1 protein-coding gene is annotated in these 22985 nt (G+C 45.8%); it reads right to left on the bottom strand.

What is annotated here, in order from left to right:
- Window positions 1–5 precede the first annotated feature (5 nt).
- On the bottom strand, window positions 6–22862 hold the full coding sequence (locus OCV36_RS06475; protein ID WP_261887530.1) for a retention module-containing protein: 22857 nt from the start codon (window positions 22860–22862) through the stop codon (window positions 6–8).
- Between the last annotated feature and the right edge of the window lie 123 nt (window positions 22863–22985).

Below are 22985 nucleotides of genomic sequence, written 5' to 3'. Positions count from 1 at the left end.
TAACTTTAACCGTGAGTTATGACATTCTGCTGTACTAACGCATCCAGAATGTCTGACGGCATGGTGCTGCTTAGCGTCAACTGAGGAGCAAGATCTTCAACCACAATCACCTGTTCCGTGGTACCTAAACCATCAGACTTGATCGTAAGCTCAATATCATCCCCTTCCACTTTCGCGTCTATCTGTTGCAGTAACGCCGTCATGTCTGGAGATGTGTTCTTCAGCTCTGGCAATACTTCGCGCAAGTCGATCTGGTCACCTTCAGATAGGCTGAAATCGGTAATGGTGTCTTCAACGCCATCTTCGATATTAAGCCATACGAACGAGTCCATACCATCGCCACCGGTTAGAATATCTGAACCACCGCCGCCAATCAGTGTGTCGTTACCATCACCGCCAACAAGCGTATCGTCACCCGCGCCACCTTCCAGTCGATCATTTCCAGAACCCGCAGTTAGGTCAGTCGCATTCGCGCTAGCCAATAGTTGAATATCGTCAGTTTCCGAAGCCAGATTAATATCGACCGCGTCAGACACAATATTCAGGTTAAGGTCGATTGAAGCTGATGTCGCCGTATCGTTGTTGTCAGTCTCTTCAGAAACCGCCTCAACTTTAAGCGTGTAACTACCCGGAGTTTGAGAAAGCCCTACTGCTTGCAAGCTATCGATCGCATCTGCCGTTGCCACCCAAACACCACCACCGAGATCGGTCACAGAACCAACGTCACTAGTGATTTGAGCACCAGCAGGCACATCGCTGATATGCAGCGTTAGCTCCTCAGTAATGTCCGTTAAGGCCGCGATAATTCCAACCAAAGGAATGCCACTCGCACTGACTGACTGACTCGCGGTAATGTTTCTCACGTAATTAGACGCAGTATCAACCGACAAGGTTGGTGCATTCGCGACTGGCGTCACCGCGATATTGTAAACCACAGGCGTCGTCTCTATCGCGATACCCGAAGGGTTTCCGCTGTCTTTGGCGACAACTTCTAAGCCAATGCTATTGGTTGGAGACAGGCTCGCATCAAGGTAGACACCGTTTGGACTGGTTGGCGTATCAATCAGTGCATTTAGGTCACTCAAAGTGCCAACTAAGATAACCGAACCGGTGTTGTTGCCGTTGACCATCACCGTCGTCACTGCCGGAAGTGATACATTCAATGTACCGTAATCTACAGTCAGCGTGACGGTCATGAGATCATCAGAAAATGTATCAACATAATCAGGGTCACTGACATTGATGCCACTCAATAGCTGACCAACATCCTCGTCAATAACCGTAGTGACACTGTCACCATTGACAACAGGTGTATCATTCACTCCATCGACAGTCGCGGTAATCTCTGCAGTATCCGTTAGGAAGTCACTAGCACCGTTGGTTGTACCATCATCTTCAACGGTATAGGTGAACTTAACGTTACCGTTGTATTCATCAGCCGCCGTAAATATCCAGTACGGGCCAGAAATCATAGCGTCATCAGCACCTACGTTCTCGAAGCGCTGTAACTGGCCTTGGCCTTCATCGAGCACCAGATTAGTCACGGTAATCGTGTCATTTTCCGGATCGCTTGTCGCAGCAATTAAGTCGCCCTCTTTAATGATCAGCTGGCCTTCTTCAAGGATGTTTCCTAAGTCGATATCCGTTGCTATAGGCTGATCATTCACTTCCGTTACCACAACACTGATTTCAGCAGTATCCGTTAAGAAGTCATTCGCGCCATTGGTTGTGCCATCATCTTCCACGGTATAAGTGAATTTAACGTCACCATTGTAATCATCAGCTGCAGTGAATACCCAGTATGGGCCATTGATCGAGTTGTCATCTACACCGCCAACATTTTCAAACTTCTGAAGCTGTCCCTGACCTTGGTCGATAGCAACCCCAGTCACTGTAATCGCATCGCCTTCAGGGTCTGTCGTCGCAGCAATTAGATCTTCCGCTTTAATGATCAACTGGCCTTCTTCTGGCATGGTGCCTAAATCAACATTGGTTGCCACTGGTTGGTCGTTGACTTCTGTCACTACAAGGCTGATTTCCGCATTGTCTGTTAGGAAGTCAGGCGCACCGTTGGTGGTACCATCATCAATAATCGAATAACCAAGCTTAACATCGCCATTGAAGTCATTGGCTGCCGTGAATATCCAGAATGGGCCTGTAACCGTAGCGTTGTCAGCACCACCTGCGTTCTCAAAGCGCTGTAATTGACCTTGACCTTGAGTAAGAGTCACGCCCGCTACTGTGAGGTTATGATTTTCTAAATCAGAACTTGCTGTAATCAAATCACCTTCAACAATCACAAGTTGACCCTCCTCGGCAATCGAGCCCAAATCAACATCGGTAGCGACCGGAGCGTCATTCACTTCTGTCACTTTAATAGTGAAAGTAGTTTGATTGGTTTGAGCGGTATTCGGATCACCCGCGTCAATCAAGCCGTTATTACCACCGTCATCAAGCGTTGCATTGATCGTAACCAACCCATTCTGATTAAGGTAGTTCTGGTCAAGGTCTGGTTTGAATGTCACAGCCCCATTGGTCAAAGCGGTATTGATGTCAGCTTCTTTACCTGTAATCACAAGCGAACCATCAGGCTGCAATACAAACGACACGTCAAGTGAGCTAGTGAACTCAAACACGCCTTGCGCTCCCGGCAATGTTTGATCCACTTGCAACGTAAGAATATAAGGCGCATCTGGGTTATCAAAGTTAGCGTCGACGTCGTAGATACTAAAGTTGTCGATAGCGATACTGATGTCTTCCGGCGTTTCAATGTTGGTCACATTCACAAACGTCGGTTGATCGTTGATAGGATCAATCACCAAATCAACATCGAAACTGGTTGGCGTACCCAAGTATTCCGTATTGTCAGCGTCTGTATCCACAGAACGCACCGTAATCTGCAGTGGTCCAGTGATGCCAAGCGCATTGCCCGCATCGCTGTTGTGTTCACCCGAATTAAATACGATCTTATCGAGCGACTGAGCCGGAACATCCAATGTCCAAAGTTGTGTTGCCGGATCGTAGCTAGCCAATGTCGTACCGTCTGGATAGAAAATAGAAGCATCTTGAGGCACACCCGCCACTTCAACCCGAAGTGTTTCTGGTGCGTTTTCGGTAAACGTTCCACTTCCTGTTGCCGACAGCTCTTTGTCCAAAATGGTCGCATTGATTTCGATATCAATATTTTGGCCTTCATTGCCTGTAACAGAATCGATCGGGTTAGTATCAACATCGTCACCAACAGGTATCACATGCAGTTTGAAGCTTGGTAAGTTTGCCGCCGCTGTAGGTACACCCAGCAAAGATTCTTGAGTGAATACTTCAACGCCAAACTCGGCAGTACCACTGAAGTTTTTAGGCGGTAAGATCGAAATCTCACTCAGGTCGAATGAAAGCCCTGAAGTTTGAGGCAGTTGAACACTCCACTCTCCATTACCGTTATTTTTCACGGTGTATGTCGAGCCAGCATCCGCACGCATCTGGAAGCCATCAGGAACATCCGTAAACTTAATCGAAACAAACTGCTCTGATCCATCAAGGTCAGTCAGTGCGATCGATACAGGCCCCGTTCCTGACAAAGAAATAAGCTGGTCTTCGTTACCGGTAATCTCGATAACATCCGGATCACTGCCCGGACCTGTAACAAGTACATCATCGACAACAGGAACAACATCAAAGCTAACGCTTGTATTAAAAGTATCGCTGTCGGTCGCAGTGCCGGCAGGTGAAGCAGGATCATTATAGGTTGCTGTATCTGTGACTGTTCCGCTGACATTAACCTGCACTTGGTTAATATCATTACTCGTTGGGTAGTTTGTTACAGCTCTAAAGAGCACATTATCTAGAGCACCTGCCGCTATTTCAGCCTGATTAAACGTGACAGATGTACCTAATGAGGTACCCGTATTGTCATAGAATGCACCAATAGAAGGGTCGTCCAACGTTAAAGTAATAGACGTAAACTCTTCTTGACCACCCTCGACGCCTGAAACTTGATCCGAAATGGTCGAGTTGAAATCGAGCTGAATATAGGTGTCTTCGTAACCAACTGGATCTTGTCCACTCTGACCATCAGTATCGACAGGGTTAAAGGCATCATCAAAAGATCCCACGACAGTGACATCGATCGTTGGATCCGTCTCTGCATCAGGTGCAACTTTGATGACGACTTCAGTAACTAAGGTTTTCTCATCACCAGATTGTAGATCTTTGGTCACTATGGTCATCGGCAACCTAAAGTCACCTGAGTAGTTTGGTGGCAGGTTCAGTAACAAGCCCGATGAATCAACAGTTACACCCTTTTCTACTGTAGTCTCGTAAACATATTTTCCGTTCACAAAGTCAACATCACTTGTTCCCGACAGGCTAATTGGGAATGATGTATTAGAATCTATAACCAGAGTGCCATCGATGATTACCGTCACTTGGTCGGTAGAACCGTCTCGACCAGTAAAGCTCAGAATACCGTTTAACGCCGCACCGAGATCAAGCTGAATATCTTCTACAGCATCGATAACGCTGTCTTCTACAATCGCAATATCTGCGGCAACCTCATTTCCACCAACAAGCACTTCTGGGAACGACAAGTTCACTTCACCTTCCCTCTGAACTGCTGGTGACGACTCAGTTTCGAAACCATCACCGCGATCAATCACTGTACTAAAGATGGTCATCTTAATGTCATTGAAAACGTTCGGGAGATTAGAGACAGGAGGAAAAGTAAGCCCGTTCGGTGCACTGATACTAAACAGATCTTCATTGGTAACAACCCAGCGACCATTGCCTTCATAAGCAGCACCAATAACAAGTAACTGATTGAGCACATCATCTGATAGCGCAGAGTCGTCCACGTTTGTTAATTGAATAACTAACTGGTCCACTTCTTCGATAGCAGACGAAGCATCAGTTTCTTCGTAACGAATAACGAACTCATCCGTTACCGATGTATTGTCACTATTGGTTGTAAATTTAAGGACACCGGTCAGAGCATCTGCAACCGCTGTTGTTAGATCTGTAAGACCTGCAATCTCATCGACAACAAGTCTGTTATTGGCATCTCCTGGTTCAACCACCGGTCGTACTTGAACGTTAATGATTCCGGTTATATCTGGATCGGCTTCGACATAACCACCATCTTTATCCTCTAGGCCGCTAGACGTATACTCATGATCTCGCTCTTCCATTTTAAGTTCGGTGGTCAACGTAAAATCTACACTAGAATCAGCCGGAGGCGTCATTTGAATGAAGTTATTCGCTAATGCAATTTGAGTAAATTGTTCCGGTGTTTGACTCGCGTCTTTAGGTGTAATCGTTAACGTACCTGCACCATCATTTACAACAGTAACATCACCATTTACGGTAGGTGTGACACCCGATGGAATACCGGAAATCGTAATCGAAGTGAAATGCTCATCAGAATCAATATAGTCTGCACCTTCGGGGTGCCAATCAATGTTGATAGCCGTATCTTCATCACCGTTAGTCGTATTGACATAAGTTGCTGATGTGTCGATTCGAGGTATAACAAGCACTCGAACCTCTTGATCGAAGGACAGTGTATGACCATCATTCTCAGTCACAATCACTTTACCTTGAATGTGAATATTCTCGGTTGAAGAGTCGACAGGTCTGATGCGAATACCTGAAGTTTTACCCGCCTCAGTAATGTTCGCTTCGTAGATAGGTTTGGATAAGTCAGGACTGCCGCCCGGTCCAGTCTCGTAACCAACAAAGTTAAGATCAATCACTGTACCGTCGCCGTCTTCGAGAATAACTCCGTCGGGTATGCCCGATAGAATCACAGTGATGGATTCTGAACCATCATCAGCTAATGGCGTAGTACCGGTATCAGGTCTTCTTTCTCCAGACAACACAGTGAAGTCAAGCAGAGCAAAGCTATCGCCATTTTGACTCTCTTCAATGGTAGTTTGAACACCGTTTGTCGAGCCATCTGTAAACGTTGTCCAATCTGTACCATTCGTCCCACCGTAAGGAACATCAGCGACACCTTTAACCTCAACATTAACCGTTTTAGTCCCTAAAATTTCTTCATCGACTTGCGAACCAGTAGACAAGGTCGCAGTGTCTTTAACTACACCCGTTACATCGAAGGTAAAATCAACATTGCTGTGTTTAGTCGGAGTAACTTCAATTTTCGCTAAGTCAGAATAAGCAATCTCTTGGTAAACGATGCCATTGATAGTCACAGTGTTGATGATTACATTGCTATCAGTACTGCTAAGCACCGCGCCTTCAGTAATATTGTTAATACGAACAAATAGTTTTTCAGAGCCGTCAGTATCCACCGACCCTGTCATGGTAATGACTTCGTCTAGCGTGAACGCATCTTTATTGTCCAAAGGACCTAGATAATCAGGATCATCAATATTGTCTTCGTTGATCTGAATTCGACTGATACTGAATGTGCCAGGGTCCGCATCTGCGGTCACATCAATAATAATGTTTTGCTCTACCGAGCGAGCTGTCGTCTTATCGTTAGCTCCACCGTTGGCCGCATCATCGTATGGGTTACGCGTCTCTTCCGTTATCGCTGTTGCTTTAAACTCAATTTGACCAGAGAAGTTATCAATAGGGTTGACCACGGTGCTATTGATATCACCAGCAGCGATAATATAAACACCACCAGTCGGCGTAAGCACGTTGCCACTTTGATCGAGCAACTCAAACTCACCGCTGCCCTGCACAGCTTCTAGTTCATAGGTGATAGTTTCAGTGCGGCTGTTATCTTGTGATTCTGCGTTCAACTGTAACGTGACATTGTCTTCATCTTCGTTCACTTGATACTGATACGTACTATTGGTGTCATCCCAAGTCGCGATATCAGCCACAGCTTCAATCTCAATTCTAAAGTTTGAATTAATGGTGTGATCAGGAGTGCCATTGTTATCAATTTCAAGTTCATAATTGATTCGTACACCATTGTTATTTGACCCAAAGTTTTGGTCAGGGACAAAGAACAGGTTGTCGATCGTCGCAATGGTTTGTCTTGCTTCATTCGGGTTTGGATCAAAACTTTGGTCCATCACAGAGGCATCAAATATGATATCGCCGTTAGGTTCTGGATCTAGCTTGTGATACTCCATGCCATCAAAGTAATAGAACGAGCCTCTGTGGTTGCTGTTTTGAATCGTCAGTTGGCCGATAGACTCGTTGTTATCTTGGTCATACAGGTTAACTTGCAGCGCAACTTGAGCTGGCGCATTAGGCAAACCACTCTGGTTATCTTGAACGTTCTCAAGAGTCGGCGCATCGCCCGTTGCATAAGGTATCGTTGAATCTCTACCCGCGTCCTCGAAAGTAGTCACTTTCAGCGCTATTCTGGTAGAGTCCCTATCAGTAATCGTGATATCTAACAGTGTTTCAGAGGTGTCTAAGTCTCCATCTGTCGCAATCACGTTAATAGAGAAGTCGATAGTGTCACCATCATGATCCAGGTAGCCATTGGCTCTAAATTCCACTTCACCATTTGAGTTAATACGTAATCGGCCAAGCTCTCTAGTAACTATGCCACTACCATCATCGGTTTGCTCATAAACACGAACCTGTTGAGTACCACTGTTTAAATCGAAACCATCACTGTAAGAACCACTATTTCCTGTACGGAAAACAATATCTGCACCGTTGCTAGTAATACCTTCAATTCGACTGAGAACCGCCCCATCAGCACCAATATCAGTAGCATCAGCAAACATATCGACTTTAGAACCATTGTAATTCTGACCTTCAAGACGAGTAATCGATTGAGTTGTCACTAACGGAACATCATCGGTTACCGTAATTTTTAAGTCGATTGCGTTTGATTGGTCTTGATCAAAATCTTCAGCCACGACCGAGAAATCAAGTTCGATGTTGTTTTCATCGGCACCATCAGGGTGTTTCAGAGGTTTAAACAGTTCAAACTGATAACTGTTGTTTGAGGTATCGAAAACAATTTCGAACACCGCCTCATTACTCGTCACCGTTTGAGCAGTATAGGTAAATGTTGTGCCAATCGGTGAAACAGCTAACCACTCTAAGCTTTCTCCATCGGAGGTTAAGCCCGTCAGAACCAAATCTTCATCAACCAGTTCATATTTAACAACGCCATCGGCACCTTCATCAACGGTGAACAGTCCATTGATAATGGTATCTTCAGATTGATCGGAACCAATGCCAGTAAGATCGTCTTCATCAACAACCGTTTCACCAGTCGGCGCCGTCATTACCGGTACATCATCAATAACTTCGATGGGTAATTTATACTGGTTGGAATCATCGCCATCACTGTCAACAGCCACTACATCAAAGGAGATAGGCAGCTTATTTCTCGCCTCTGAGCTAGGCTCATGATCTAGAGGACCAAGTAAGGTAAATGTGTAAGCACCATCATCAGTCAACACTAATGTGAAAATTGGCGTTCCACTTGGGTCAGTTGCCCCTTGGTAAGTGGTTGTGTTGGCCGCTCCGGTGATTTCGGTGATCTTAATACCTTCATTGCCTGACGATAGCGTTGCTTCCAGAGTTGCGATATCGCGTAGTTCGTAAACTTCAACTTGGTCTGCACCTTCTGTGGTTACAAACGAACCCGTCGCTTGTGCCAGAACACCCAGATCATCTTCATCAACCACAAACGTACTCGCGGCAGTGGTGTCAGTGATGGTTGGAACATCATCGGTAATGGTCACCGTAAGAGGTTTCATCGCTGAGTCAGTATTGTCTTTATCGACAGCGATTACTGGCAAAGTGAAGATTTGGTTATTGTTGCCTTGTACTGGCAGATGATCTAACTCTTCCAGCAAGGTGAATGTGTACTCGCCTAAAACCACGCTGCTAAACGTGATGGTAAAGATGTCCGTTTGAACACCGCCGCTTTCCACAAAACCAATATAGGTGCCGCTGTTGGCAGGGTCTTCTTTTAGCTGAACAACCAAACCATCCGCTTTCAGGTCGCCCGATGTGTTGAATTGGGCCGTATCAATACGGAAATAGCTCAAGTCATCACTGCCTTCCGTGAAGGTAATAGTTTCAGTCTGACTCACAGGTAAGATCGGTGAAGAACCATCAACCAAATTCGCTTCAGCCAACGCAACCGTGGGTACTGTATCGATAGTTGGTGGAGCACCATCCGCAATAGTTAGCGTTACTGTCGAGGTGACAATATCACCATCCTTATCTTCCGATGTCACCGTAATGGTCTTAACGATGTTACCACTCGAATGATCCAGATTGCGGTTAGGTTCGAAACGCACATCACCTTCGAGGTTGATAAACAGAGAACCTTCAATGAACACAAATTCTTGCTCACCCGTGTCGGTTTGTACCAGAGACTCTTCTGGTTGGCTACCATAGGTAAACTTAGTGATTGTGGCGCCATCTGCACTTTGCGCAGGCATTACATCAAAGACTGTTGTGGTGGGTGTTCCCGTAGTTGGCTCAGTGATGTTGAGCGCACCTGACTGCATCAGCTGAACATCATCGGTAATAGTGACAGTCAATGGTTTAGACGCTGAGATATCACCGTCGGTATCTTCTGCGTAAACAGAAAGATCAAAGCTCAGATCGTTATTTCCTAAGCCATCAACATGATCCAAACGCTCAAATAGGGTGAATGTATATTGACTCGGATTAGCATCATTAAAATCTAGAGTGAATATGGTTTTTTCTACACCCATCCCGTCAGTAGTAAATGCAATATAGTCGCCCGAATTTTCAGGGTCTTCACGCAAACTCAGTGACAAACCATCCGACTTTAGCGCGCCGCTCGTATTGAATAGCCCTACTTCCACCACTATTTCAGCAATATCATCACTGCTTGCAAGTGAAGTGATCGTTTGAGTCACACTGACCGCGGCTGTACCAGGGGTAGAACCATCAGCAAGCAAGCTTTCCGACAGGCTAACACTCGGTACAACATTTAACGTTGGGCCATCGCCATCAATAATGGTGAGCGTGACTGTTGAGGAAAAGATATCGTTATCAAAGTCTGAAGAGGTGAACACAATTGACTTAACAATGTTACCTGCAGAATGATCTAGGTTGCGGTTTGGTTCGAATCTTACATCACCCGCTAACGTGACAAACAATGAACCTTCAGTGAAAACAAATTCCTGTTCGCCATTGTTGTTTTGATTCAGAGTAATCGGAGAACCACCGTCGTACGTGAACTGCGTAATATTCGCGCCGTCTGCACTTGGTATTGGCATCACATCGACTGTCGCCGTTGTAGGTGATCCAGTATTTGGTTCGGTAATGGTTAAGAAGCCATCTTGCATTTGCTGGATGTCATCTTCTATCGTAACCACCACATCGCGCTTCGTTGATTCAGAATCATCGGTATCAACGGCATAAACCTGTAGACGGAAAGTTAGATCGTTATGCAGTACACCATTAAGATGATCAAGCGCCTCAATCAAGGTAAAAGTAAACTCACCTTTGTTGACACTATCAAAGCGAATTGTGAATACGTCAGTGACGTTGCCCGCGCCATCATCAGTAAAACCGATGTAATCACCTGCTGAAGCCGGATCTTCTTTAAGTTGAACGACAAGACCACTTGATTTCAGCAGGTCGCCAGGATTGAATTCGTTGGTAGCAATTCTAAAGTGACTAAAATCATCACTTCCTTCGGTATAAGTGATTGTGTGAGTCGAACTTACCGCAGAACCACTTGGCATCGAGCCATCCGCTAGGTTGACTTCCGATAAGTTAACATCTGGAACCACGTTAATAACTGGATCGATACCGTCTTTGATCGTCAAAGTGACATCCGCAGTATCTGTATCGTTATCAAAATCACTGGTGGTGACGACAATCGTTCTTACGATATCGCCGGATGAATGGTCAAGATCTCGGCTCGGTTCAAAACGAACCTCCCCTTCAATGGTGATATACAATAAGCCATCGGTTACGGTAAAGACCTGTTCTGTGGCGATGCTTGGGTCTAGCGTAACAGCTGTGCCACCATCGTAAGTAAACTGTGTCACTTTCGCGCCATCAGCACTCTGTGTTGGCATAACATCAATGATTGGCGTCGTAGGTCGCGTACCCGATGTCAAATCAGCTAATGAAGGCTCAGTGATACTCAAGGTACCATCTTGAACACCTTGTACGTCATCGGTGATCGCAACCGTCATAGGCGACATTGCTGAATCATCACCATCCGCATCAACCGCCAAAACAGGGACATCGAAGCTTAGTATATTGTTTTGTAATCCATCTACATGATCTAATGCCTCAAGCAGTGTGAACGTATATTGCCCTAAATTGCTCGTCGAGAAGCTGATCGTGAAGACGTTGGTTTCTACGTTAGAACCGTCTTTCACGAAACCAATGTAATTACCGGAATCTGCTGGTTGCTCTTTTATCTGAACATCAAGACCATTCGATTTCAAAGCTCCTGAAATATTGAACTGCGTAGGGTCAATTCTGAAATGGCTTACGTCGTCACTACCCACTGTGTAAGTAATGGTTTGTGTCATCGTTACTGGGTTGCCCGTTGGCACAGAGCCATCAGCCAGATCCACTTCAGATAACGTAATTCCGGGAACAAGGTCGATTGTAGGAAGGTCACCATCGATAATCTTCAGCGTCACAGTCGATGAGACAATATCGCCATCGAGGTCAACAGACGTCACCTCAATAGACTTGGTAATATCACCCCCAGCATGATTTTGATTACGTACTGGTTCGAAACGTATCTCACCTTCCGTCGTAATAAATACTGAACCCTCAGTGAAGACAAACTCTTGTTCACCATTAACATTTTGATTGAGGTTTTCTGCGCTGTTCCCCTCAAAAACGAATGAGGTAACTTTCGCCCCATCAGCGCTTTGTTTCGGCATCACATCAATAACATTCGACGTTTCTACACTCGCAGCGGGCTCACGACTAGTTATTGTACCGCCTTGCATCAGTTGTACGTCATCACCAATGGTCACGCCAAGCTGAGAAACTAACGAGTCATCGCCATCACTATCAACCGCATACACTGGCAGATCAAAGCTTAAATCGTTGTTGCCACGCGCGTCTTGATGATCCAGAGCTTCGATTAAAGTAAAGGTGTATTCGCCTAAGGTTGCGGCGTTGAAGTCCAGTGTAAATACCGTTGTCTCTACATTAGACGAACTGGTAGTAAAACCGATGTACTGACCAGAACCTTGAGGATCTTCACGCAGTTCGACCGCTAAGCCATTCGATTTAAGTGCATCGTTGGTATTGAACTCGGTTGGTTCTAGGCGGAAACGAACCACATCGTCACTTTGGTTGGTGAAAGTAATCGTCTGTGTTGAGCTTACCGCGCCGGCACTTGGTGCAGAACCATCCGCTAAGTTTGTTTCTGAGAGCGTAACACTTGGCACTGCATCGATGGTTGGAATATCACCATCTGTAATGGTTAGCGTAACGGTTGAGGCCACCGGATCGTTATCGAAATCACTTGAAGTTACCACTATCGACTTCACGATATCTTCGTTGGTCGTATGGTCAAGGTCACGATTAGGTTCAAAGCGCACTTGGCCTTGAAGAGTGATAAATAACTCACCTTCGGTGAAGCTGAACTGCTGCTCGCCTACGATGCTTTGATCGAGTGTTTTGACAATACCGCCAAAAGAGAATTCAGTGATCGTCGCACCATCGGCACTCTGATTTGGCATCACATCAATGGTATTGGTTGTGATTGTTCCGTCAGCAAGGTTTGGCTCGATGATATCTAACGTACCGTCTTGCATGATTTGGACATCATCACCGATAGTCACGTTAAGTTGAGACACCAGTGAATCATCGCTATCGCTGTCTACCGCATAAACGGGTAGATCAAAGCTCAAGTCATTGTTCACAAGACCATCCACATGGTCTAGCGCTTCAATTAGAGTAAAAGTGTATTCACCCAGCGTCGTTGCCGAGAAGCTAATGGTGAAGACAGGCACTTCAGTGCCCGAGCCATTGGTAATAAAACCAATGTAGGTACCCGGATTAGCAGAGTCTTCTTTTATCTCGACCGCAAAACCATTCGATTTCAACGTGCCGCCAGTATTGAACTCAGTTGGCTCAATGCGGAAGTTAGTCACATCATCACTTTGATTAGTGAAAGTAATCGTCTCAGTTTGGCTTACTGCGCTGCCACTCGGAGCTGACCCATCCGTAAGATTGGTTTCTGAAAGCGTAACGCTTGGCACCGCATCAATAGTTGGAATATCACCATCCGTAATGGTGAGAGTTACTGTTGAAGTCAATACGTCATTGTCTGAATCGCTTGAGGTCACCACTATCGACTTCACGATGTTTTCGCTAGCCGTGTGGTCTAGATTACGGTTGGGCTCAAAGCGTACCTCACCTTCAAGAGTGATGAACAACTCACCTTCCGTGAAGCTAAATTGCTGCTCACCATTGTCAGTTTGATCCAGAGTGCGAACTTGCCCGTCATACGTGAACTGAGTGATCGTCGCCCCATCGGCACTCTGATTTGGCATCACATCAATGGTATTGGTGCTCACCGTGCCATCTGCAAGGTTGGGCTCAGTAATATCTAACGTACCATCTTGCACGATTTGAACATCATCACCGATGGTTACACTCAATTGAGAAACCAAAGAATCATCGCCATCGCTATCGACAGCGTAAACAGGAAGATCAAAGTTCAAGTTATTATTCAATAAGCCATCAGCATGGTCTAACGCTTCAAGCAAGATGAATGTGTATTGGCCTAAGTTAGTATCTGAGAAGCTAATCGTGAACACGTTGGTTTCAACGTTCGAGCCATCAGTAACGTAACCAATGTACCCGCCCGGTGTGGTTGGGTCGGCTTTTAACTCGACTGCCAATCCGTTTGATGTGAGAGCGCCACCAACATTAAATTCAGTCGGTTCAATACGGAAGCTTGTTACATCATCACTTTGATTAGTAAAGGTAATGGTTTGAGTTGAACTAACCGCGCTGCCACTTGGTGCAGAGCCGTCATTCAAATTAGTTTCAGAAAGAGTAACGCTTGGCACCGCATCAATGGTAGGGATATCACCATCGGTAATGGTCAACGTGACCGTTGAGGTCAGCACATCGTTATCAGAATCACTAGACGTCACCACGATCGATTTCACGATGTCTTCGCTTAGCGTGTGGTTTAGATTACGATTAGGTTCGAAACGAACGTCACCTTGAAGAGTGATGAACAGTTCACCTTCCGTGAAGCTAAACTGCTGCTCACCATTGTCATTTTGGTCAAGCGTTCGAAGTTGGCCATCATAAGTGAACTGAGTGATCGTCGCGCCATCCGCACTTTGATTTGGCATCGCATCGAAAATAGCAGTTGTCGGTGGTGTGACGGCGGCTAAATCGGCGACTGTCGGTGGTGTGACGGCGGCTAAATCGGCGACTGTCGGCTCAGTAATATTGAGCGCACCGTCTTGCATCAGTTGTACGTCATCACCAATGGTCACGCCAAGCTGAGAAACCAACGAGTCATCGCCATCACTATCAACCGCATAAACAGGTAGATCAAAGCTGAGGTCGTTGTTACCTCGAGCATCTTGGTGGTCCAACGCTTCAAGTAAAGTGAAGGTGTATTCACCTAGGGTGGTGCTAGAGAAACTCAGCGTAAATACCGTAGTTTCTACATTCGTCGCACTGGTCGTAAAGCCAATGTAGTCACCCGACCCCATCGGGTCTTCACGCAGCTCAACCGCTAAGCCGTTCGATTTGAGTGCATCATTAGTATTGAACTCGGTTGGTTCCACACGGAAGCGAACCACATCATCACTTTGGATGGTGAAAGTAATCGTCTGTGTTGAGCTTACCGCGCCGGCGCTTGGAGCCGAACCATCCGCTAAGTTTGTTTCTGAGAGCGTAACACTTGGCACCGCATCGATGGTTGGAATGTCACCATCGGTAATGGTTAGCGTAACGGTTGAAGTCACCGGATCGTTATCGAAGTCACTTGAAGTTACTACTATCGACTTCACGATGTCTTCATCAACTGAGTGGTCTAGATCGCGGTTCGGCTCAAAGCGCACTTCACCTTCAAGGGTGATAAACAGTTCACCTTCCGTGAAGCTGAATTGCTGTTCGCCGGTATCATTTTGGTCAAGTGTTCGTAACTGACCGTCATAAGTGAACTGAGTGATCGTCGCACCATCGGCACTTTGGTTTGGCATCACATCAATTGTGTTAGTCGTTACAGTGCCAGCAGCCAAACCTGCGACAGTTGGCTCAACGATATCTAACGTACCGTCTTGCATGATTTGGACATCATCACCAATGGTCACGTTAAGTTGAGACACAAGTGAATCATCGCTATCGCTGTCTACCGCATAAACGGGTAGATCAAAGCTCAGATCGTTATTAGCTAGGCCATCTGTATGGTCTAGCGCTTCAATTAGAGTAAAGGTGTATTCACCTAGCGTCGTTGCCGAGAAGCTAATGGTGAAGACAGGAACTTCAGTGCCCGAGCCATTGGTAATAAAACCGATGTAGGTACCCGGATTAGCAGAGTCTTCTTTTATCTCGACCGCAAAACCATTCGATTTCAACGTGCCGCCAGTATTGAACTCAGTTGGCTCAATGCGGAAGTTAGTCACATCATCACTTTGATTAGTGAATGTAATTGTCTCAGTCTGACTTACTGCACTGCCGCTTGGTGAAGACCCATCAACGAGATTGGTTTCTGAAAGCGTAACGCTTGGCACCGCATCAATAGTTGGAATATCACCATCCGTAATGGTGAGAGTTACTGTTGAAGTCAATACGTCATTGTCTGAATCGCTTGAGGTCACCACTATCGACTTCACTATGCCTTCGCTAGCCGTGTGGTCTAGATTACGATTGGGTTCGAAACGTACTTCACCTTCAAGAGTGATGAACAACTCACCTTCAGTGAAGCTAAATTGCTGCTCACCATTGTCAGTTTGATCCAGAGTGCGAACTTGCCCGTCATACGTGAACTGAGTGATCGTCGCCCCATCGGCACTTTGCTCTGGCATCACATCAATGGTATTGGTGCTCACCGTGCCATCTGCAAGGTTGGGCTCAGTAATATCTAAGGTACCGTCCTGCACAATTTGAACATCATCACCGATGGTTACACTCAATTGAGAAACCAAAGAATCATCGCCATCGCTATCGCTATCGACAGCGTAAACAGGAAGATCAAAGTTCAAGTTGTTATTCAACAAGCCATCAGCATGGTCTAACGCTTCAAGCAAGGTGAATGTGTATTGGCCCAAGTTAGTATCTGAGAAGCTAATCGTAAACACGTTAGTTTCAACGTTCGAGCCATCAGTAACGTAACCAATGTATCCGCCCGGTGTGGTTGGGTCGGCTTTCAGCTCAACCACTAACCCATTCGATTTCAACGTGCCGCCAGTATTAAACTCTGTAGGCTCAATGCGGAAACCCGTCACATCATCACTCTGATTCGTGTAAGTAATCGTCTCGGTCTGACTTACTGCGCTGCCACTTGGCGCAGAACCATCATTCAAATTAGTTTCAGAAAGAGTAACACTTGGCACCGCATCAATGGTTGGGATATCACCATCGGTAATGGTCAGCGTGACGGTTGAGGACACAATATCGTTATCAGAATCGCTAGAAGTGACGACTATAGACTTCACGATATTTTCGCTGGTCGTGTGGTCTAAATTACGATTAGGTTCGAAGCGCACTTCACCTTGAAGAGTGATAAACAATGAACCGTCAGCTACCACAAACTTCTGCTCACCCGTATCGTTTTGGTCAAGCGTTAATACCGCCCCACCATCGTAAGTAAACTGAGTTATCGTCGTACCATCAGCACCTTCTTCATCAAGTACATTAACGGTAGCTGTCGTCGGCGTACCTGCAGCTAAATCTGCAACAGTTGGCTCTTCAATAGTGAGAGAGTCATTAACCATCACTTGAATATCATCAGTGATAGTCACGGCTAATAGCGACATCAAAGAGTCATCACCATCGCTATCGACTGCGTATACTGGCAAGTTGAATGTTAAGTCGTTATTGCCTTGAATAGGCGTGTGATCAATGGCTTCAAGAAGCGTAAAGGTATATTCACCTAAAGTGGTGCTGCTAAACTCGAGAGTGAATACCGTGGTTTCGACATTCGAAATATCGGTCGTGAAACCAATATAATTGCCAGAGTCTGTTGGTTCCTCTCGAATCTCAATAATCAAGCCATCGGACTTGAGCGCGTTGTTAGTATTAAACTCACTTGTCTCTAAACGAAATATCTCAACATCGTCACTTTGATTAGTGAAAGTGATGGTTTCCGTTTGGCTAACCGCACTACCAGTTGGCGTGGAACCATCAGCAAGATTAGCTTCTTCAAGTGATACGCTCGGCACCGCATCAATAGTTGGATTGTCACCATCAGTAATGGTTAGAGTAATGGTTGAAGTCACCGGATCATTATCAAAATCATTTGAAGTCACCACTATCGATTTCACGATATCTTCGCTCACCGAGTGGTCTAGGTCGCGGTTCGGCTCAAAGCGCACTTCACCTTCAAGGGTGATAAACAATTCGCCTTCCGTGAAGCTGAACTGCTGTTCTCCTGAAATGCTTTGATCCAGTGTATTTACGACACCGTCATAAGTGAACTGAGTGATCGTCGCGCCATCGGCACTTTGGTTTGGCATCACATCAATGGTGTTGGTTGTGATTGTGCCGTCGACAAGATTTGGCTCGATGATATCTAACGTACCGTCTTGCATGATTTGGACATCATCACCAATGGTCACATTAAGCTGAGACACCAATGAATCGTCACCGTCCGTATCTACCGCATAAGCGGGTAGATCAAAGCTCAGATCGTTATTAGCTAGGCCATCTGTATGGTCTAGCGCTTCAATTAGAGTAAAGGTATATTCACCTAGCGTCGTTGCCGAGAAGCTAATGGTGAAGACAGGTACTTCAGTGCCCGAGCCATTGGTAATAAAACCGATGTAAGTACCCGGATTAGCAGAGTCTTCTTTTATCTCGACCGCAAAACCATTCGATTTTAGTGCACCGCCCACATTGAACTCGGTTGGTTCAATACGGAAACTCGCCACATCATCACTTTGATTAGTGAAAGTAATCGTCTCAGTTTGGCTTACTGCACTGCCGCTAGGCGCAGAGCCGTCACTTAAGTTAGTTTCCGAAAGCGTAACGCTTGGCACTGCATCAATGGTTGGGATATCACCATCGGTAATGGTCAGCGTCACTGTGGAGGTCAGTACGTCATTGTCTGAATCGCTTGAGGTCACCACTATCGATTTGACGATGTCTTCGTTAACCGTGTGGTCTAAATTACGGTTTGGCTCGAAGCGCACTTCACCTTCAAGAGTGATGAACAACTCACCTTCAGTGAAGCTAAATTGCTGCTCACCATTGTCAGTTTGATCCAGAGTGCGAACTTGCCCGTCATACGTGAACTGAGTGATCGTCGCCCCATCGGCACTCTGATTTGGCATCACATCAATGGTATTGGTGCTCACCGTGCCATCTGCAAGGTTGGGCTCAGTGATATCTAAAGCACCGCCCTGCACAATTTGAACATCATCACCAATGGTTACATTTAATTGAGACACGAGTGAATCATCACCATCGCTATCGACAGCGTAAACAGGAAGATCAAAGTTCAAGTTATTATTCAATAAGCCATCAGCATGGTCTAACGCTTCAAGCAAGGTGAATGTGTATTGGCCTAAGTTAGTATCTGAGAAGCTAATCGTGAACACGTTGGTTTCAACGTTCGAGCCATCAGTAACGTAACCAATGTACCCGCCCGGTGTGGTTGGGTCGGCTTTTAACTCGACTGCCAATCCGTTTGATGTGAGAGCGCCACCAACATTAAATTCAGTCGGTTCAATACGGAAGCTTGTTACATCATCACTTTGATTAGTAAAGGTAATGGTTTGAGTTGAACTAACTGCGCTGCCACTTGGTGCAGAGCCGTCACTCAGGTTCGTTTCTGACAAGTTCACTGTTGGCACATTATCAATGGTAGGGATATCACCATCGGTAATGGTCAACGTGACCGTTGAGGTCAGCACATCGTTATCGGAATCACTAGACGTCACCACGATCGATTTCACGATGTCTTCGCTTAGCGTGTGGTCTAGATTACGATTAGGTTCGAAACGAACGTCACCTTGAAGAGTGATGAACAGTTCACCTTCCGTGAAGCTAAACTGCTGCTCACCATTGTCATTTTGGTCAAGCGTTCGAAGTTGGCCATCATAAGTGAACTGAGTGATCGTCGCGCCATCCGCGCTTTGATTTGGCATCGCATCGAAAATAGCAGTCGTCGGTGGTGTGACGGCGGCTAAATCGGCGACTGTCGGCTCAGTAATATTGAGCGCACCGTCTTGCATCAGTTGTACGTCATCACCAATGGTCACGCCAAGCTGAGAAACCAACGAGTCATCGCCATCACTATCAACCGCATAAACAGGTAGATCAAAGCTGAGGTCGTTGTTACCTCGAGCATCTTGGTGGTCCAACGCTTCAAGTAAAGTGAAGGTGTATTCACCTAGGGTGGTGCTAGAGAAACTCAGCGTAAATACCGTAGTTTCTACATTCGTCGCACTGGTCGTAAAGCCAATGTAGTCACCCGACCCCATCGGATCTTCACGCAGTTCAACAGCTAAGCCGTTCGATTTAAGTGCATCGTTGGTGTTGAATTCCGTTGGTTCAATGCGGAAACGAACCACATCATCACTTTGGTTGGTGAAAGTGATAGTTTGCGTTTGACTGACTGCGCTACCACTTGGCGATGAGCCGTCAGTTAAATCAGCTTCTTCAAGTACAACGCTCTGTACCGAGTCGATAGTCGGAATGTCACCATCAGTGATCGTCAATGTTACGGTTGAAGTCACCGGATCATTATCAAAATCACTTGAAGTCACCACAATCGACTTCACGATATCTTCACTTGTCGTGTGGTCTAAATTACGATTTGGCTCAAATCGCACTTCACCTTCAAGGGTGATAAACAGTTCGCCTTCAGTGAAGCTGAATTGCTGTTCGCCAGTGTCATTTTGGTCAAGCGTTCGTAGCTGACCGTCATAAGTGAACTGAGTGATCGTCGCACCATCGGCACTTTGGTTTGGCATCACATCAATGGTGTTGGTTGTGATTGTGCCGTCGACAAGATTTGGCTCGATGATATCTAACGTACCGTCTTGCATGATTTGGACATCATCACCAATGGTCACGTTAAGTTGGGACACCAGTGAATCATCACCATCGCTGTCTACCGCATAAACGGGTAGATCAAAGCTCAGATCGTTATTAGCTAGGCCATCTGTATGGTCTAGCGCTTCAATTAGAGTAAAGGTATATCCACCTAGCGTCGTTGCCGAGAAGCTAATGGTGAAGACAGGTACTTCAGTGCCCGAGCCATTGGTAATAAAACCGATGTAAGTACCCGGATTAGCAGAGTCTTCTTTTATCTCGACCGCAAAACCATTCGATTTTAGTACACCGCCCACATTGAACTCGGTTGGTTCAATACGGAAACTCGCCACATCATCACTGCCTGCGGTAAAGGTAATCGTTTCAGTCGCGCTCACTGTACTTCCGCTTGGCGCAGAACCGTCAGCAAGATTTGTTTCAGATAGAGTAACCGGCGGGATCAGGCCAATGATCGGATCTTGACCATCGGTAATACTTAGCTCAAGCGTCGAAGTATCAGTATCGCCATCACCATCTTCAGCTAAAAATGAAAACTGTTTGACGATAGTTTCGCTGCTTGAATGGTCGATATCACGAGCGACTTCAAAACTGAATTCACCATTCAGTGAGATAGTGACCACACCCTCCGTAAAACTGAAGGTTTGATCAGCATCAGGCAATAAACTTTGATCTAATAGGTAATCAACACCGTTGTAGTTGAACGACTGAATTGTCGAACCATCGGCGCCTTCGAAGTTGAATAGGTTATACGAAACAACGGTATCGCCCGCTAAGGTCGGCTCGGTGACTGATTCAACCTTATCAACTAACTCAACAACATCATCGGTGACATTGACGAGGATCTCAGCAGCTTCTGGTGTGTTCGAACCTCCAGACAGTGCAGAGCGGTCACCATCCGCATCCACCGCATAAATTGGCAGAGCAAAAGTTAATAACGCATCTTCAGCACCTTGATGTGAAAGGTCTTCATACAGAGTAAATTCGTAGCTCCCCAATGAAGGGCTATCCACTTTAACGTCAAAGACTGTAATTCTCGAACCATTGACCTCGACATAACCTTCGTAAGTTCTTACACCATTGGTCTCACTAATCAACTCAAGCAGCACAGCCTCGCCATTTGAAACCAAGCTGCCACCAGTATTAAATTCTGCCGGTTCGAGTTCATAATGGTCAATGATGTCACTTTCAAAAATATCCGCGGTAATACTGCCGCTACCAGACACTGGCGCTGTGCCCTCTTGTGAACCGCCAACAATGCCTGCTTCATCAACATCAATACTGTCAACATTAATGATAACAGGGCTATCACCATCAGTAATGGCAATGTTGATAGTATTGGTTACAACATCTTGGTCAAAATCAGTAATAGTGATCGGCAAAGCGAACGTCAGTGAATCAGTACCTACTTGTTCTATCGGATTAGATTGCTCGAATTTATAGGTGCCATCGGTATCAAGCGAGATAGTGAGAACAACCTCACCTCGGCCTTGGATAGACAGAGTAATCGTTGTCCCATCATCAGAAAGTCTCGCAAGCGTGTTTTGATTATCACTGAGCAACCCATCAAACTGCTCCAGTGCACTTGCATCAAATACGGTTGATTGAAGGTTATCACTACCAATATTTGAGAACGTTCCTTCGATTGCCGTGCTGCTAGTTTCAACGTTAGTGATATTTACACTTTCAACAGACGGATCTATCCCATCAAACACTGAAACTTGTGCGTTGACGGGTGTTGCTAGCGGATTCCCAGCGCTGTCTTCACCTTGAATATCGAAAGCGATATCGATTTGATCGCCAGTGTAGGAAACCTGACCACCGCCAACAGACGGTAAATGGTCAACCGGCTGAGAAATCGTTGTAGTTAGAGAAAGCTCCAGGTTATTGCCAACACTGACGGCATCAATGTCGATGCGTAATACTTCGTCAGTACCTTGAACACCAACGATAGAATTTGATGCCAAATCATAAGTAAACGTGACAGGTTGACCGCTTGAGGTAATGTCGCTATTTAGCTCACTAAGCAGTGAAGCAAGGGATGAAGCTTCTGGAACAAAAGAATCAGATGCGAGCGCTAAGCTGCCAGCAATTATCGTCTCTGTAGATGTAATAGATTGGGGATAGGTATTGTCAGAAATGGAACCTTCAGTGAGCACTTCACTGATTGATTGACCGCCAGAAGAACGGGTTATCGATCGGAACTCTTCTCGAGGTTCTTCTATAACTTCGTAGTCTAGCCCTGAGGTTTCAAAGAAAGTTGTCGGTTGAGTTTGCGTATAGTTGTAATCGATGGTTACGAAGCCCGCATTTGCAGAACCCAGACCGCCACCAGCAGCCGTTGCCTCTAAGATTTGAGTTGGATCGGCACCACCTAAAATTGCGTCTTGGATAGCAGCAAGGTCATCGTCCGTAAAGGTTCCGGCGTCCGCTTGATCTGAATCGAAATTAACCTCACCGGCAATTGGCGCTTCTGCCCACGCAGAATTTTCGTCAACACAGCCTACACAATTCTCTCCAACCGAAATAGCATCGTTTTGAACACCTAATACAACTTCAGATCCATTCGAGGTAATAACAATCTCATTCTCACGGATGATATCACCAACTGAAATCTTTCTTGCGCTACCGTCAGGCTTAACTACGACGACATCTCCACTCACAGCTTCAACTACTGCAGCCTGGCGCGAAACTTCAATATCCATACATCCCCCGTTGTCACAAAGCACTCTTCTCAAGCGCTGTGAAAATTATCTGTAATAGCAATATCAGGCTTTAATTCAACTCATACTTAACTCTTATCCGTGGTAATCAATTTTATGTCTAAA

Source organism: Vibrio echinoideorum (assembly GCF_024347455.1).
GTDB classification, from domain to species: Bacteria; Pseudomonadota; Gammaproteobacteria; order Enterobacterales; family Vibrionaceae; genus Vibrio; species Vibrio echinoideorum.
Note: the sequence above shows the minus strand (reverse complement) of the source record. Positions and strands in the feature narration are given on the sequence as shown.